The 16,656-nt window shown below is 43.5% G+C and carries 17 protein-coding genes; 8 read left to right on the top strand and 9 right to left on the bottom strand.

Annotation, left to right across the window (positions count from 1 at the left end; genetic code table 11):
• Window positions 1-22: 22 nt before the first annotated feature.
• Together JO943_RS03255 and JO943_RS03260 are read right to left on the bottom strand one after the other, a co-directional pair.
• Window positions 23-1,321, bottom strand: coding sequence for an ABC1 kinase family protein (locus JO943_RS03255; protein ID WP_004772617.1), 1,299 nt, complete (start codon window positions 1,319-1,321; stop codon window positions 23-25).
• Window positions 1,322-1,377: 56 nt separating this feature from the next.
• Entirely contained in the window at window positions 1,378-2,106 is a 729-nt protein-coding gene (locus tag JO943_RS03260) for a HesA/MoeB/ThiF family protein (RefSeq protein ID WP_413814523.1), read from the bottom strand.
• Window positions 2,107-2,635: 529 nt separating this feature from the next.
• Here JO943_RS03260 and JO943_RS03265 point away from each other — a divergent pair.
• Window positions 2,636-3,526, top strand: coding sequence for an alpha/beta fold hydrolase (locus tag JO943_RS03265; RefSeq protein WP_199948444.1), 891 nt, complete (start codon window positions 2,636-2,638; stop codon window positions 3,524-3,526).
• A 160-nt stretch (window positions 3,527-3,686) separates the two neighbouring features.
• On the opposite strand, the gene JO943_RS03270 is transcribed toward JO943_RS03265, so the two are convergent.
• Both JO943_RS03270 and JO943_RS03275 read right to left on the bottom strand, forming a co-directional pair.
• Window positions 3,687-4,721 carry a lipase secretion chaperone gene (locus JO943_RS03270; protein ID WP_202739999.1) on the bottom strand — a complete coding sequence of 345 codons (1,035 nt, stop codon included), beginning with the start codon at window positions 4,719-4,721 and terminating at the stop codon, window positions 3,687-3,689.
• Between the two features lie 74 nt (window positions 4,722-4,795).
• Entirely contained in the window at window positions 4,796-5,812 is a 1,017-nt protein-coding gene (locus tag JO943_RS03275) for a lipase family alpha/beta hydrolase (RefSeq protein ID WP_005286486.1), read from the bottom strand.
• Between the two features lie 429 nt (window positions 5,813-6,241).
• On the opposite strand from JO943_RS03275, the gene JO943_RS03280 reads away from it, so the two are divergent.
• The gene (locus JO943_RS03280; RefSeq protein WP_202739965.1) at window positions 6,242-6,817 is read left to right on the top strand and encodes a flavin reductase family protein; all 576 of its coding nucleotides are present in this window, start codon (window positions 6,242-6,244) and stop codon (window positions 6,815-6,817) included.
• Between the two features lie 44 nt (window positions 6,818-6,861).
• On the opposite strand, the gene JO943_RS03285 is transcribed toward JO943_RS03280, so the two are convergent.
• Both JO943_RS03285 and JO943_RS03290 read right to left on the bottom strand, forming a co-directional pair.
• Window positions 6,862-7,428 carry a hypothetical protein gene (locus JO943_RS03285; protein WP_202739966.1) on the bottom strand — a complete coding sequence of 189 codons (567 nt, stop codon included), beginning with the start codon at window positions 7,426-7,428 and terminating at the stop codon, window positions 6,862-6,864.
• 162 nt (window positions 7,429-7,590) lie between these two features.
• The gene (locus JO943_RS03290) at window positions 7,591-8,361 is read right to left on the bottom strand and encodes an SDR family NAD(P)-dependent oxidoreductase (RefSeq protein ID WP_005286495.1); all 771 of its coding nucleotides are present in this window, start codon (window positions 8,359-8,361) and stop codon (window positions 7,591-7,593) included.
• A gap of 143 nt (window positions 8,362-8,504) precedes the next feature.
• On the opposite strand from JO943_RS03290, the gene JO943_RS03295 reads away from it, so the two are divergent.
• Window positions 8,505-9,566: an AraC family transcriptional regulator gene (locus JO943_RS03295; RefSeq protein WP_202739967.1), complete on the top strand. Its 1,062-nt coding sequence runs from the start codon at window positions 8,505-8,507 to the stop codon at window positions 9,564-9,566.
• Window positions 9,567-9,579: 13 nt separating this feature from the next.
• Window positions 9,580-10,212, top strand: coding sequence for an FMN-binding negative transcriptional regulator (locus tag JO943_RS03300; RefSeq protein WP_202739968.1), 633 nt, complete (start codon window positions 9,580-9,582; stop codon window positions 10,210-10,212).
• Here the strand turns inward: JO943_RS03300 and prmC are convergent.
• Together prmC and prfA are read right to left on the bottom strand one after the other, a co-directional pair.
• Window positions 10,209-11,027: a peptide chain release factor N(5)-glutamine methyltransferase gene (prmC, locus tag JO943_RS03305; protein ID WP_202739969.1), complete on the bottom strand. Its 819-nt coding sequence runs from the start codon at window positions 11,025-11,027 to the stop codon at window positions 10,209-10,211. The two genes, JO943_RS03300 and prmC, sit on opposite strands and share 4 nt — an antisense overlap.
• A complete protein-coding gene (gene prfA / locus JO943_RS03310) occupies window positions 11,027-12,115 on the bottom strand; it encodes a peptide chain release factor 1 (RefSeq protein ID WP_004772635.1) in 1,089 nt (362 codons plus the stop codon). Before prfA ends, prmC begins: the two co-directional genes overlap by 1 nt.
• 239 nt (window positions 12,116-12,354) lie before the next feature.
• Here prfA and yiaA point away from each other — a divergent pair, with 239 nt between their 5' ends.
• The 4 genes from yiaA to JO943_RS03330 all read left to right on the top strand — a co-directional run bounded on the left by yiaA (window position 12,355) and on the right by JO943_RS03330 (window position 15,255).
• Window positions 12,355-12,822 carry an inner membrane protein YiaA gene (gene yiaA / locus JO943_RS03315; protein ID WP_005286509.1) on the top strand — a complete coding sequence of 156 codons (468 nt, stop codon included), beginning with the start codon at window positions 12,355-12,357 and terminating at the stop codon, window positions 12,820-12,822.
• Window positions 12,823-13,063: 241 nt separating this feature from the next.
• A complete protein-coding gene (locus JO943_RS03320) occupies window positions 13,064-13,492 on the top strand; it encodes a hypothetical protein (RefSeq protein ID WP_005230980.1) in 429 nt (142 codons plus the stop codon).
• A gap of 145 nt (window positions 13,493-13,637) precedes the next feature.
• Window positions 13,638-15,005 carry a tRNA 5-hydroxyuridine modification protein YegQ gene (yegQ, locus tag JO943_RS03325; RefSeq protein WP_202740000.1) on the top strand — a complete coding sequence of 456 codons (1,368 nt, stop codon included), beginning with the start codon at window positions 13,638-13,640 and terminating at the stop codon, window positions 15,003-15,005.
• A gap of 1 nt (window position 15,006) precedes the next feature.
• Window positions 15,007-15,255 (top strand): YfhL family 4Fe-4S dicluster ferredoxin, encoded by a 249-nt coding sequence (locus tag JO943_RS03330; RefSeq protein WP_202739970.1) that lies wholly within the window; start codon window positions 15,007-15,009, stop codon window positions 15,253-15,255.
• Window positions 15,256-15,305: 50 nt separating this feature from the next.
• Here JO943_RS03330 and glyA read toward each other — a convergent pair whose 3' ends face one another.
• Window positions 15,306-16,559: a serine hydroxymethyltransferase gene (gene glyA / locus JO943_RS03335; protein WP_005286522.1), complete on the bottom strand. Its 1,254-nt coding sequence runs from the start codon at window positions 16,557-16,559 to the stop codon at window positions 15,306-15,308.
• Window positions 16,560-16,656: the final 97 nt, after the last annotated feature.

A 16,656-nucleotide genomic window follows, 5' to 3' on the forward strand; every position in this document is an offset into this window, starting at 1 on the left:
ACCTATTGAACCGATAAATAAATTAATGCTTTAAAAACGAAGCAGGTTCAATATTGTGAACCATTTTCAAACGCTGGTCAGCATAAATATCGGTATAAGGTGCGAGAACACGCATGAAACGATCAAAATATAACATTTGCTTGAATAATAACGCGAAGTCACGCGGGAACTTAATGCCATGACGTTCACCCACAGCCACCATATCCATCATGATGTCATTCAGATCTGCCGGATTCGAACTTAGAATTTCTTGCGGATCTGCCAGTAATACTCCACTAAACAAACGCTCCAGATCATCTGCCAATACCTGAGTATCAATTTTCTGATGGGTCATCCCCATCTTGAGCATATTCTCAGCCATTGCCACATAGTTGGTATGTTGTAACGCATCCATAAAGGCCATACATGCCGTCCAGACTTCCGGCTTTAACTGACCGACAATACCGAAATCGATAAAGCCAATACGACCATCTTCCAGCAGCATCAGGTTACCGGCATGTAAGTCTGCATGGAAACTCTTGCACAACATCAAACTACCAAACCAGGTATTCATGGCTGTAATCAGGACTTGGGTAGGATCTTTGGCATACTGCTTAACCACATCAAAGTCGGTTAATGGCACGCCATATAAACGCTGCATGGTCAGTACACGACGGGTCGAAAACTGATGATACACTTTGGGTGCAGTCGCAGCCTGATTGCCTGAAATGTTCAGGTACTGGATAAAGTCATCCAGATTTTGTGCTTCTTCAATAAAATCAACTTCACGTACCATGCGTGTCTTGATCTCATCCACAATTTCAGAAAGCGATGCAAACTTGATTTTTGGCACGGCTTTTTCCAGTAATTTGGTTGCCCAGTGCACGACATTCAGATCGGTATACAGAATCGTTTCCACACCCGGTTTCTGTACTTTTAAAACCACGTCTTCACCGGTGACCAGTCTGGCCGGATGCACCTGTGCAATTGAGGCAGACGCCAACGGTTTTTCATCAATAAAACTGAAAATTTCATTGAGGTTGCGGCCTTCAAACTCTTCTGCCAAAACCTTTTGAATATAGCTAAACGGTAAAGTCGGGGTTTGATCTAGACAGCCCTGAAACTCCTGTACATATTCTCGCGGGAATAAAGACGGCGTACTGGCAATAAACTGACCCAGCTTGATATAAGTCGAACCAAGCGACTCAAAGGTTTCACGCATGAGTTTGGCATTGCTTGGTTTCTCAGTTGCATACTTCACACCTGCTTGTGCTGCAACCACCACTGTTTCACCGATACGTGCAACAGAGCGTAATCCATCGAATAAAATATTTCTTTTCATAATCTTTCTTGCCTCACAGATGGCATTAGTTTAGCAAATTTTGCTCATTTTACCGATCAAGTTGCCTGACAAACTGGACAATTTACATCTTTTTCAAATTTAAGAATGCGTTGCGACAGGTTTAGGCCATTCCAGAGCAACAGTTTTTGCTTCAGTGGTGTTAAACCTAATCCTAAAAATAGCAAAGTGTGATGTGCTTGTAATGACGCTATCATTACAGGTGTAGTTGCCAATACACCAGACTCAGCACAGCGTAGCCCTTCATTGGCATGCTCTTCCTTTGGAAATAAGCATTCATAACAGGCTGAGTCTGACTCAACCATAAACATTTGCCCTTCAAAGCCAATGGCTGAAGCACTAATTAACGGAACCTGATATTTTTTACATACTGCATTGACCAGATAACGGGTGGTAAAATTATCACAACCATCTAACACTACATCCTGATGCTGTACGAGTTCATGCGCATTTGTTGCATCGAAACGTATATTTTGATAATTGACTTGTATATATGGATTAATGGCTTGGAGATGTTTTGCCAATATTTCAGCTTTATATCGACCTAAATCATTAGAGGTAAATGCAATTTGTCGTTGTAGATTACTGATCTCAATGGTATCCGCATCGATAATCGTAATTTTACCTACCCCGGCACGTGCCAACAGTTCGGCACTGGTACAGCCGATTCCCCCTGCACCGATGATCAGTACATTGGCAAGTTTTAGCCGTTCTTGTGCCTCGATATCCCAACCATCCAGTAAAATCTGACGGCTATAGAGATGCATTTCCTCATTGCTTAGCTCAAATTCGTTTTCTAAATGGTCTGACACGTGGCTTACTTCTTTGTTTAAGGGAATGCTGATTCTAAGTCGATGGAAGGATGGAGGAAAGTAGTAAATTAAGTCGAACACTGTTTTCTTTTGGCGCAGCTTTATTTTTATCTCGCTAATTTCTACTTGTCTTAATGAAACTAAAAAGATTAATACTGCAAAATACATTTTTATTAACAGTTCATTCCATTATTCCACGTCCACTAAAGTAGATAAAATTGGGACCAACTCGCTATAGCATCTGGGTAAATCATCTTAATGTCCAGTTGCCGCAATTCTTTTAAAATCATATTTAATTATTTAAAAACAAAAGCCTAACTGTTATAGAAAACTATTATTTATTACTCAACCCAGTTGTATCCAGCACGAAATTATTCCGTCTTAAACAGCTGATATCCCAGTTCAACGCTTCTGCTCCAATTGACAAGCCTTCTCTCAATTTCTGTAATAAAGAATCATTTTAAGACCATCATGGAGTTGATATATGTCTTTACTTAGGAATACTGCCTTTTTAATCTTGCTATTTTTGGCATTCGATTGCAGTGCAAAAATAATTCCAATCCCTACACAAGAACAATGGGTACATGCCAAGAAAAAAATACACCTCGATAATGGTATCAACCTGTCTTATATCGAAGCAGGTAACACTGACGGTAAACCGTTATTATTCATACACGGCTATACCGACAGCAGCCGCACCTGGTCTTTAATCATGCCCTATCTCAAAAACAGACATGTTTATGCGATTGATTTACGTGGCCATGGCCAATCTGACGCGCCTGCATGCTGTTATGCATATACAGATTTAGCCAGTGATGCCAACCTGTTCCTTAAAAAATTAAAAATTGCCAAAGCCGACGTTGTTGGACATTCATTAGGTTCTTTAACGACTCAAGTATTGGCTACGGCTTATCCAGATCGCGTGAATAAAGTCGTCCTGATATCCTCTACATTGAATATTGGAATAAATGGGCCAGGTAATTGGTTATGGGACAATATACACTCTCTTCAAGTGCCGATTGATCCCCATGGGAAGTTTATGCAGGAATGGAGATGGAACCCCAATCCGATTGATTCAAAACTTGAAGAAATATTAAGTCAGGAGAGCGCAGTTGTACCGCTGCATGTATGGAAAGGTGTATTGAGTGGAGCCATGTATGGAGATTTGAGCAATGCCGCAAAGCTGATGTCCGCTCCAATGCTGATCTTATGGGGTGATCAGGACCAACTGTTCGGCATCCAGCATCAAAACAAACTTCAAGCGGCCTATCCTAAAGCCAAATTTATTGCTTTTAAAAATGTAGGCCATAATATTAATTTAGAGCAACCGAAACAGACCGCCGAACTGATCGAAGACTTTTTAAATACTCGTTAGAATGACTTTCCTATAAAAGATAAAGTGGAATGTTGATTCTGCCCAACTTAACTAAGCCTATTATTTGTATAGGGCCTAAACTGCTTTAGGCTCTATAAAACTCTCTCTAACCTCAATCTTGAATGGCTGATTTCAATACAGGTTATTCAAACGAGCTATTTCATTTGCGATCATGCATCATTTCATAAGATTGCGCTCTCAGTAACTCCTCCTTGGTGGCAAAAGACTGAGTTCTTAACTGATTAATCGACTGCTGTTTACTGGCATCACTCGCATTACTTTTTAAAATCTGGTCACGCTCAGCCAGATATCCATTGACCTGTGTTTGCCAGCCAGCTTCTTCCTGATCAACCTTTTCCAGACGGTCCGCAGCCTCTGGCCCCAATAAACTTTCACGCATGTTGCGTAGCTCTTGCGCAGAGCCACCTTTGTCACGAATTTCTTGGGTCAATTGCTGTAATTCAGTAAATTGCATGGAAACCCGAACACCATCCGCCATGGTGGTAGGAAGTTGATCAATCAATTTTGCCAGTTCAGCCGCTTTTTGCTGTGCGGTTAAGGTCTTATTGGCATGAATACGCATCTGCTCAATATTAAACTGGTTCAGCTTACGTTCATTACCAAACAAGGCATTGATCTCAGCCGCATTAAAAAACTGCTGCTGGACTTTATACATCTGATCAAGAACTTTCTGAAAGCCCTCAATATCACCCGTCTTAAAATTACCATTGGGTTTTAAATTTTTGAGGGTATGGCTGTACGCCACATATTGATCCAACAAATAAATGGCATAACCTGAAGCCGTCTCTGGTAATGTCGCAGTCAGATATTGACGAATATCAGCGATCAGCTCAGTTTCTGTTTTTTCACCCAGACTAGAAAAGAAATAATCAAAACAGCTACGGATACCAACCGTCAGTATCAGTTTACCGTTGGCATCCACCTGAATTGGACAATCAATTTCGGTGCCTTGTAATGAAGCCGCCAGAACAGGTAATTTTCCCTTTTGATGATCTTGTGTAGCACCACCTGCAATATTGCTCTGTGGGGGCTGTTGTTGAGCCTGCTGCCCTAAAGGATGTGAAACCGCTTGAGCATCTGGTTTAAAGATCCAGTAGATCAAAGCCAATATCAGCAACAAACCGATAATGACACACAAACTGATGGTTTTATTATTTAAAAATTTACCGTTCATCATCCCTTGCTCTATTGATCCTTTTTTAAAATCATCCTGGCTAAAGGAGCACAGATGCCCCTTTAGCGCATTGATTATAGTCCCTGATTTTTTAAACGGTTGGCTTGTGCACGGAACGGCGTAACCGGATTTTGCAAGAAACCGACCAAACCTAATACCTGATTCACCTCATCCAGATGGTTAAATGCATAGTTATCACGAATGACCGTGCCTAAATGGCTTGAACAACGCGGTACCAAGCCATCATTTTCACCTGAAATGAGTAAAGAGGTTGCCGTTAACGCATAGTCCATCGGGTCAGCCGCATTGGTAAACGGGCTGGTACCACTCCACGAATAATAACGGACACCATTGACCAGTTCGGCACCTGATCCACAGGCTGTGGTGGGTACACCTGCCGGGAAACGCTGGTTAAAGTCTGCAGAACCCTTGGTTGTGAGTGAGTTTAACCCTGCAAGCGCATCCTGATCATAATAATGACCAGAGCCAATACCGACCAATGAGAAGAACGCATTAACGCCTGCTGCAATAACCGGTGCAAGTGCTGGACCAACAGGTGATTTCACCACTGAGTCGACCACATCTGCAACATCTGAACCTTTGGTTGGACCTCCTACTGCTGTTACTGAAGCAATCTTATTCGGCAATAAGCTTGCCACATAACGAACCGACTGTGAGCCATGACTATGGCCAATTAAATTGATTTTTTCAGCACCGGTAATTGCCAGTACCTGTTTTGCCTGTAACAGTAGCTGTTCACCACGTACTTCAGATGAGTTAAAAGAAGCTTGCTGTGCCACAAATACACTGGCCCCGTTTCCAACCAGATCTTCAGTAATCCCGTTCCAGTATTGCAATGGGCCAACCGCGGAGAAGCCGGCCATACCATGCGCCAGCAAAATCGGATATTTGGTTTTTGCATAACTGGAAGTGATGTTCGTACTACCGCCGACTGAGCAACCGTTCACATTACAGTTTTGCCATGAGGCCTTGGGTGATAGAAAATCAAACAAACCTGCGTGAACCACGGTACCACTACTCACAAACATGCCTGCCATTAAAGCCATAGCATTTAAATATTTCTTTTTCACGTTTTTGCTCCGAGCATTTTTCATTTTTATTACAAAGTGTTAGTCCTATACTTTTGTATGTGGAATCATTCCTACCATACAAAAACAATGTAAAATTTTCCCTCCTTGTATATTGTTTAATTTTTAGACTAAAGCAAACTGCGCCAAAATCATAACAGTTCAGGCCAAAATTACGATCGATTAATAAAATTCCGATGAATGTACATGCGCAAAGCTGCAATAAGGGCGGTGCTCATCTGGACTACCGCATAAAAATATAAGCTGTGATAGGTATGGTAATGAATTATCTGGCTGAATGTTCTAGACCGGAAAATCTGAATCACGCTTCCATTTTTGTTGCGCTTAACGTTATAAATACCGTAAAAATAAACCTTACTCCCTCAGAGATTATGCAACAATAATCCGTGTTATCTCCTTTCTGGATCGCGTATGAGTGCCCAACATATTACCGCCGTTGAACTTTCCAAAGCCTATCGTCTACTCAATCACGGCCCAACCGTACTGGTATCGGCTCAACATGAGCAGGATACGGATGTCATGGCAGCAGCATGGGCATGTGCACTGGAATTTAGCCCAGCCAAGGTCACGGTTGTGCTTGATAAAAGCACCAAGACCCGTCAACTGGTTGAACAAAGCGGCTACTTTGCGCTACAAGTGCCCTGTTACGCGCAAATTGACATGGTGCATCAACTCGGTACGATTAGTAAATTTGACCAGCCCACCAAACTGGCAGATTGCAAAACCGAACTGTTTTATCAGGACGCCTTTCCTGTACCGCTGGTCACAGGTAGTCTGGCATGGTTGATTTGCAAAGTGATTCCAGAGCCACATAACCAGCAAGCACACGATTTATTTATTGGCGCTGTGGTTGCAGCCTGGGCAGATTCTCGCGTGTTTCGTGATGGGCACTGGTATTTTCAGGACGCTGCAAAAGAATTACGTAGCCTGCACTATATGGCAGGCGGAACCTTTTATTTGATTGGTGATGAAGTCAAGGCCAAATAATCGGCAAAAGCTCAGGCAATGATTTTCAGCATTGCCTGTGTTGTTTATTCAGCTTTCATCATTTCACGATACAAGGTATTCAGAAACTGCTGCTGTTTCTGGTTATGCTTAAAATAACGTTGATAATTGACACTACAACTTTCTACATTTGCAATATTGGCCTTGTTAAAAGACCAGTCGCTGGCGTCTTTGACAGTAATCCCGAGATCATCATCGCAACTCTGCCACAATTGCGCAAATCGACTGCGCTGACTGGCATCCAGTTGCTGAAAGTTGGCATAAATAGAAAAGCCGTGCATCTCTGAATTAAAAAATTTCGAAATCATGCTGACAGGCACACCGCCCCAGCGCATGGGTTGATCTTCCGGAAAACGAATATCAATAAGTTTATCTTCCGGCATGATCTTATCTTGTTCACCTTCCTTCAAAAACTGGGTGTCATAGACCAGTGTAGTACCCGCAGGGACCAGAATTTTTTTCACCACACGGGCTTCACGGGTTTTGTAATAGGGATAATTCGGTGTTGAATTTCCACCCGTTGGATTCATATTGCCAACACAACCGCTCAGACACAGGCCCAAGCATGCGGAGAGAATCAGTCTATATGTCATATCAATTCCTTTTAGTACGTTTATTTTTATCAAGCCACGGTCTATTACCTTAGAAGCAAAGCTGTTCACAGAACATATAAAATTTGAGCAAAAAAGAAAAAACAGTTGTGAAGGCAAAGTCCACAACTGTTCTATGGCGTAATTGAATACTTTTAGCAAGGCTTATTTTGGTGCCATACGAATCGCTCCATCCAGACGAATCACCTCACCATTCAGATATGAATTCTCGGCGATATGGGCCACCAAGCGTGCAAATTCTTCTGGACGTCCCAAACGTGAAGGATACGGCACCATTTGGCCTAACGCATCCTGTACGTTCTGTGGTAAACCTTTTAACATCGGGGTTTCCATGATGCCCGGCGCAATGGTCATGACCCGTATGGCATGGCGGGCCAGTTCACGTGCAATCGGCAAGGTCATTGCGACCACAGCACCTTTCGAAGCAGAATAGGCTGCTTGCCCGATTTGCCCGTCAAAAGCAGCCACCGAAGCGGTATTAACGATCACCCCGCGATCTTCATCGCCTTCCGCAACGCTATTCTTGCTCATGGCATCCGCTGCAAAGCGCAGCATATTAAATGTCCCTGTGACATTAATCTGTAAGGTTTTCGAGAACATCGCCAGATCATGCACGCCCTCTTTACCCACAACTTTTGCAGAGGGGCCAATGCCGGCGCAATTGATCAGACCATAAACACTGCCATGTTTGGCAAGTACATCTTTAAAAAACTGTTCCGCAGCAGCTTCATCGGTCACATCCAGTTTTACAAATTCTGCCTGAGCTCCCAATGCCTGTGCCTGTTGTTCTCCCGCTTCAACATTCATGTCAACCAAGGTGACTGATGCACCTTTTTCAACTAAATATTCAGCTGTTGCCGCACCTAGACCAGAGCCACCGCCTGTAATAACAAAATGTTTTCCCTGAATTTTCATTTACGTTTCCTATCAAATTAAAGATATAAATTTTTATAACCAAGCCTAAAGGCAACTTTTTTCCGATACAATTTCAAAAAGTAGCAAATTGAATGCGACTTTTGAGCAGTCGATCTATTTATTCTCCTGTATATCATGGGCCTATGACCAAAAACTACACTCCCGATCTTAATGCGGCCAAGGATACAATTTCAAATGCTTTAATTCGGGAAGCATTAAGCGTTGCTGCCAGTCGCGGCTTAAATATTGTCAGTATTGCCAATCGGGCAGGTATTTCAGCTGAACTGTTAAGCTCAGGCAAAGCACGCGTTCCCGTTACCCAGTGTGCGCAATTATGGGTGGAGCTGGCAGAAAGCATGAATGATGAGTTTCTCGGCATGGATACGCACCCCATGCGCCGTGGCAGCTATCAATTACTGGCAAAACTTGCCTTTAATACCGAGAATCTGGAACAGGCCATTAAAGAAATTCTCAAGTTTCTAGCCCTGATTCTGGACGATATTCGCGGTGAACTGGTTCAAAAAGGCAATAAGGCCTATCTGGTCCTGCATGATCGTGAACAACCGAAGCGGATGTTTACCTATTCAACCTTTCTGATGCTGGTCCACAGCTTGATGTGCTGGCTGAGCGATCAACGTATCCATTTTCATAAAATGAGCTTTAGATGCCATGCTCCTGTTGAGCTACAGGATTATCGTGTGCGTTTCTGTGAAAATATCCAGTTTCATGCTGCACAAAACAGCATAGAATTTGATGCACATTATCTGAAACATAAAATCAAAAAAGACAAACAGGCGCTCAATGATTTCCTGAGACATACCCCTTACAACCTGATCGTACGTTTTAAGAATGAAAATTCACTGAGCCTGCAAATACGCCGACAATTACTGCTGCAAGCACCTTCAGAATGGGCAGAACTGAAAGATATTGCCCAACAGTTGAATATGTCGACTGCGACCATCCAGCGTCGTTTAAAACAGGAAGGTGTCAGCTACCAGCAACTGAAAAATGACATTCGCTGTGATATCGCGATTGAACGACTGAGCAAAACGGATGATTCGATTCAAAGTATTAGCGACGATCTGAACTTCCATGACCCCAGCGCTTTTCATCGTGCCTTTAAAAAATGGAGCGGTGTAAGTCCGGGCAGTTATCGAAAAAGCTCACCCTTGAAGAAAAACAGACGCAACCTCGTCGATGAGTAAAAGGAATTAAGCCATGTACCTTCCTGAAATATTTGAAGAAAAAGACCCTCAAAAACTTTATCAACTGATTCAGGAATATCCGTTTGCAACGCTTATCAGCCACAGTAGCGAAGGACTGGATGCCAATCATTTGCCTTTTAAACTGATACCGGATGAACAAAATCAAACGGCGACACTGCTTGCGCACATTGCCAGAAATAATCCATTGCACATGCAAATCCCAAACGGCACAGAAGTCCTGATTATCTTTCACGGTGAACAGGGTTATATTTCACCGAACTGGTATCCCAGCAAACAACAGCACCATCAGCATGTACCGACATGGAACTATCAGGTGGTACATGTCAAAGGTAAAATTAATTTCTTATCTGATGAAAAAGCATTACGCGGCATTTTGGCGAAGCTGACACGGACACATGAAGCCAATCAGCCTGTTCCATGGAAAATGTCCGATGCGCCTGCCGAATACATTGCTCAGCAACTGCAAGGGATTGTGGGTATTGAAATTCAGATCACCGGGATCACGGGTAAATTTAAACTCAGCCAGAACCGGGGAAAAGTCGATGCCTTAGGCGTAGTGGATGGGCTGGAAAAATACGGCAATCCCAATCTAGCAAAAGCCGTACAGCACTACATAGAAGATTAAGCAGACTTTTGGGCTAAACTGACCCGATCATTGCCGCCATAGTCCTTGATGGTCTGGATTTGCTCAAAACCCTGCTGCTCAAAAATTTGACGAACAGCCTCACCTTGGTCATAACCATGTTCCAGCACAATCCAGCCCTCTGGTTTGAGCCAGTCCTGGCCTTGCTGGATAATGGTTTCAATATCTGCCATGCCATGGTGATCTGCAATCAGCGCACGCTCAGGTTCAGACTTGAGCTTTTGCATATGCACATCTTCTGGATCAATATATGGCGGATTTGAGACAATTAAATCAAACTGCTGCTGATCCAGTGCTTCAAACCAGGTACCACAGGCAAATTTCACCTGCATGAGACCATGCCGAAGCGCATTTTCCTGCGCAACCGCTAAAGTAGGCGCATAAATATCAGTCGCCATGACCTGCCACTGCGGACGTTCACTCGCCAGTGCCAACGCAATTGCACCGGTACCTGTACCTAAATCAACAATATTGGCCTGTTGATCCAGCGGCAGCTTTAATACCGTTTCTACAAGAATTTCAGTATCTGGACGCGGTACCAAAGTATCATGCGTCACTTTCAGGTCTAAGGTCCAGAATGGCTGTGAACCGGTGACATAGGCCAGTGGTTCACCCTGCTCGATACGGGCCAGTCCTTCCAGAAAAGCCTGCTCCTGCATGTCCGTCAATTCTTGCTCAAGGCGAAGTTTCAGTTCTAAGGCATTAATCCCCAAAAGATGCTCAAGTAGCCATGCCGCCTCTTGGCGCTCATAGCTATCAATTTCACCTTTAATCTCTAACGCTTGAGCAATATTCATTAGCCGCCATTTTCCTGTGCAAGCATTGCCAGCTGATCGGCCTGATATTCACGATGCAAGCTATCTAGTAATTCGGTTAAATCACCTTCCATAATCGCATCTAACTTATACAAAGTCAGGTTAATACGGTGGTCGGTCATACGCCCTTGCGGATAGTTATAAGTCCGGATACGCTCTGAACGGTCACCTGAACCGACCAGATCACGACGCATTTCTGAGGTTGCTGCATCGGCCGCTGCACGTTTGGCATTTTCCAGACGCGACACTAACAAAGCCATCGCTTTGGCTTTGTTCTTATGCTGTGAACGCTCTTCCTGACATTCCACCACCACACCTGATGGGATATGGGTAATACGTACCGCAGAATCGGTTTTGTTAATGTGCTGACCACCCGCACCTGATGCACGATAGGTATCGATACGTAAATCGGCAGGATTGATTTCCACGGTGGTATCGACATCCACTTCTGGAAGAATCGCAACCGTACATGCCGAGGTATGGACACGGCCCTGTGATTCCGTGGCAGGGACACGTTGCACACGATGCGCGCCGCTTTCAAATTTCAGGCGACCATAAACCCCTTCACCATCAATCCGGCAAATGATTTCTTTATAACCGCCGTGCTCACCTTCATTTTCAGAAAGCACTTCTATACGCCAGCCTTGGGTTTCAGCGTATTTACTATACATACGGAACAAATCACCCGAGAAGATCGCAGCTTCATCACCACCCGTTCCGGCACGAACCTCAAGATAAGCTGCATTGGCATCGTTTGGATCTTTTGGAATCATCAACACATTCAGCTGATCTTCAAGCTCAACCAGCAGTGCCTTATTTTCTTTAATCTCTTCTTCTGCCATATCCTTGAAATCAGGATCTGACTTCATCATTTCAGCAGTTTCAATATCTTCTTCCGCCTGACGATACTTACTCCAAACTTCGGTGATTTCAGTTAAATCATTATGTTCACGAGACAATTTACGGAAACGTTTATTGTCCGAAATCACTTCTACATCAGCGAGTAATGCAGTCAGCTCTTCATGACGATCACAAAGTTGATCGAGTCTTAAACGGAGTGATGCTTTCATGGGTGGAATATCTCAAAAATCTAAAGACTCAGTGCAGATGAAGCATGAGTAAAATCAAAAAATTGCGCATAGTTTACAGACTCTGCCACTTAAAAGACATAGTGAAATAGTGGAACTTACCATTCCCCCATCATTTCATCACAAATTGTTCAGTTTTAGTTTTTACGACTTGTTCTCTGCTCAGCGCTTGGCTATAAATAATACAGGACAAATAGAATGATAAAACAACAGGATAAACCATGAATAATTTTATTAACCGCCCCACATCGGCCTTTATAGCAGCAAGCTGGGTGGCCTTACTTGCCGGTGCTGTCGGCTTTATGATTGGGTTGTGGAATGCCAACATGCCCTTGCATGAAAAAGGCTATTATCTGGTGATTTTACTTTATGGACTTTTCTCGGCAGCCTCCCTTCAGAAAACTGTCCGTGACCAGCTCGAAGAGATTCCGGTAACGGCCATTTACTATGGACTGTGCTGGGCCTCCATGGCAGTGTGTATTGTGCTATTACTGATTAGCTTATGGAATGCTGAACTGAGCATGAGCGAAAAAGGCTTTTATATTATGTCTTTCCTGCTCAGTTTATTCGGTGTGGTCGCCACTCAAAAGAATATTCGTGATCTTAATTATTTGCGCCTGCAAACAGAACCTCATCCCCGTCAACTTAAGCTGGATGAGGATTCTGTAAAAGATCAGCCACAGGATTAATACATATTTTTCAATAAAGGCTTAAAAAATATTTAAGCCTTGCTTTTAACATTATCCATCTAAATCACTGTTTTTGAAAACTTATACAGTTTTAAAAAAGGTAATCTAAAACAAAAGATTACAATCTGGACACCAAAGAGTAATACTTCTGGCATGCTTCTCCACACTTTCATTCTCAAACTTTGTTACATTTGCAGCCATTACAAAGAGGTCCGATTTTTTGGCGGACACGGAGTCAAAAATGAAATTAAACGCTTGGTTATGTGGTGCAATCTTTGCAACTTCATCACTTGTTACTGTCGCTCATGCCGATAACGGAACTCGTGTGGCAGCAACATCTGCTCTCGGCAGTGTCGTGGGTACGGCACTCGGTAAACAAATTGGTGGCAATAACGGCGCAATGATTGGCTCTGCGCTTGGTGGTGCTGGTGGTGCAGCTGCTGCAAGTAGCAAACGTACACGTACTGAAGCTGCGATTGGTGGTGGTCTAGGTGGCGTGGGTGGTTATACCGTAGGACGTAACCTTGGCGGTACAACAGGCGGTTATATCGGTGCTGCTGCGGGTGCCGCAGGTGGTTCAGCCTTAGGCCGTAAAGTAGGTCAAGACCGTTACTATGACAATCACCAATCTAAAAAATACAAGAAAAAGAGAAAGCATCGTCATCACTAATTTCTTAGAAAGCACCTTCGGGTGCTTTTTTATGGGCTGTGCTTTCTCTACACGACAATAAAATCCTGAGCAAAATGCTAGGTTGAATCCTGTTCCTGAACTTTTTAGAATAATTCCCTATTTTTTATATGCCTTTTTTTGCATGATGAATACCGAATTACTCTCTCCTGCCGGTTCGCTTAAAAATATGCGCTATGCCTTTGCCTATGGCGCAGATGCGGTCTATGCTGGCCAGCCTCGCTATAGCTTACGTGTACGGAATAATGAATTTGACCATGACAATCTAAAAATCGGGATTGATGAAGCGCACGCCTTAGGCAAAAAATTTTATGTGGTGGTGAATATCCAGCCGCATAACAGCAAGCTTAAAAATTTTATCCGTGACCTTGCACCGATTATTGCCATGCAACCGGATGCATTGATTATGTCTGATCCAGGCTTGATCATGATGGTACGCGAACATTTCCCTGAAATGCAGATTCATCTTTCGGTACAAGCCAATGCCATTAACTGGGCCACAGTAAAATTCTGGAAAGATTACGGTCTCAGCCGCATTATTTTGTCTCGTGAATTGTCAATTGAAGAAATTGAGGAAATCCAGACACAGGTACCAGAGATCGAACTGGAGGTTTTTGTGCATGGTGCCCTCTGCATGGCCTATTCCGGACGTTGTCTGTTATCTGGCTATATGAATAAACGCGATGCTAATCAAGGTGCCTGCACCAATGCCTGTCGCTGGGAGTATAAAATCCATGAGGCACAGGAAGATGCCAATGGTGATGTGATACCTGTTCAGCAACTTGATACCAAAAATACCTGCTGCGCTCAGCGCCCTGATACGGCGATTTCAGCGCAAACCGTTCTGGTACAGCGTAATGATGAAGACATGTTTGCGGCTGAAGAAGATGAGCATGGCACTTATTTCATGAATTCAAAGGATTTACGTGCAGTACAGCACGTGGATCGACTTACTAAAATTGGAGTAGCTTCACTCAAAATTGAAGGTCGTACTAAATCCTATTTTTATTGTGCCCGTACCGCGCAGATTTACCGTAAGGCCATAGATGATGCACTTGCAGGCAAGACATTTGATGCAAGCTTAATGAGCCAACTGGAAGGCTTGGCTAATCGAGGCTATACCGAGGGCTTCTTACGTCGTCATGTGCATCAGGATTATCAAAACTATGCAGATGGTTCATCTCACTTTGACTACCAACAGTTCTGTGGTGAAGTGATCGGGCGTAATGGCGACCATATTCGGATTGAAGTCAAAAACCGCTTTCTGGTCGGCGACTCACTGGAATTGATGACACCCAAAGGCAATATCAACTTCAAATTAGAACAGATGCGCGATCTTAAAGGCAATGCCATTGAAAATGCCAAAGGTTCAGGTCACATCGTCGAAATTCCCCTCTCTCCAGAGATTGATATTGCTTATGCGCTGCTGATCCGTCATTTATCTGATGCCACTGAGCAATTGCATTCGACAGCTTTAGCCTATTCGGCAGATTAATATGGCACTGTTAATTACCAGCGCTTGTATCAACTGTGACATGTGTTTGCCTGAATGTCCCAATCAAGCGATTAATGAAGGTGCAAAAGTCTATGAAATCGACCCACTCCGCTGTACCGAGTGTGTCGGTTTTTATGAAGTAGCCACTTGTGTGGCGGTGTGTCCGATTGACTGTATCAGACCCGATCCGCACTACCCTGAAACCCAAACTGAACTTTTACAGAAGTTTAATCGCCTACAAATTGCATAAAACACAGCGATAAAAAAAGCGCCTGACGGCGCTTTTTTCAGCTATACAAATTAGTTTGCATATACCGGGAATTTTGCACAAACTGCTTCAACTTTTGCTTTTACATCAGCGATAACTTTCTCATCACCTTTGCTATCGATCACATCAGCGATCCAGCCAGCAAGTTCACGCACTTCAGCTTCACCAAAACCACGTGTGGTCACTGCTGGCGTACCAATACGGATACCAGAAGTCACAAATGGAGAACGTGGGTCATTTGGAACCGCGTTTTTGTTTACAGTAATATGTGCAGCACCTAACCACGCATCCGCATCTTTACCCGTTACGTCTTGTTTGATCAAAGACAATAAGAATAAATGGTTTTCTGTACCACCAGACACAACATCATAACCACGTGCGATTAATACTTCAGCCATTGCTTGAGCATTCTTCACAACTTGTTGCTGGTAAGTTTTGAATTCAGCAGACATTGCTTCTTTGAAACAGATTGCTTTTGCAGCAATCGCATGCATCAACGGACCACCCTGGTTGCCCGGGAATACAGCCGATTGAAGTTTTTTCTCGATTTCTTCGTTTGCTTTAGCAAGGATCAAACCAGAACGTGGGCCACGAAGCGTTTTATGTGTCGTTGTAGTGGTTACGTCTGCGATTTGTACCGGGTTTGGATATACGCCAGCAGCAACAAGACCTGCAACGTGAGCCATATCAACAAAAAGGTACGCACCTACTTTGTCAGCGATGTCACGGAAACGCTGCCAGTCTACAACTTGGCTATATGCAGAGAAACCGGCAACGATCATGCGTGGCTTATGTTCTAAAGCTAAACGTTCAACTTCTTCATAATCGATTTCACCCGTTTCTGGGTTTAAACCATACTGGATTGCATTATATGTCTTACCAGAGAAGCTTACTTTAGCACCGTGAGTCAAGTGACCACCGTGCGCCAAGCTCATACCCAATACGGTATCGCCCGGATTAAGAAGCGCAAGGTAAACAGCCGAGTTCGCTTGAGAACCAGCGTGTGGTTGAACGTTTGCGTAATCAGCGCCGAATAATTCTTTTGCGCGATCAATTGCAAGTTGCTCGATCACGTCAACATATTCACAACCGCCGTAGTAGCGTTTGCCAGGATAGCCTTCTGCATATTTGTTAGTAAGTTTTGATCCCTGTGCTTCCATCACAGCTGGTGAACAATAGTTTTCAGATGCAATTAACTCAATATGCGCTTCTTGGCGTACGCCTTCAGAAGCAATCGCTTGAGCTAATTCTGGATCAAATTCAGCAATAGAAATATTGGCAAACATTAGCGGAGGGTCCTATAAATTAGGGCTTTTAAGCCGTGCTAAAGATTGGTGCGTATTGTAGCACGAAGTTTGCCTTTTCACAGATTGATATTGATTA

The organism is Acinetobacter sp. 'aerobic (ED)', assembly GCF_904886855.1.
Classification (GTDB): domain Bacteria; phylum Pseudomonadota; class Gammaproteobacteria; order Pseudomonadales; family Moraxellaceae; genus Acinetobacter; species Acinetobacter courvalinii.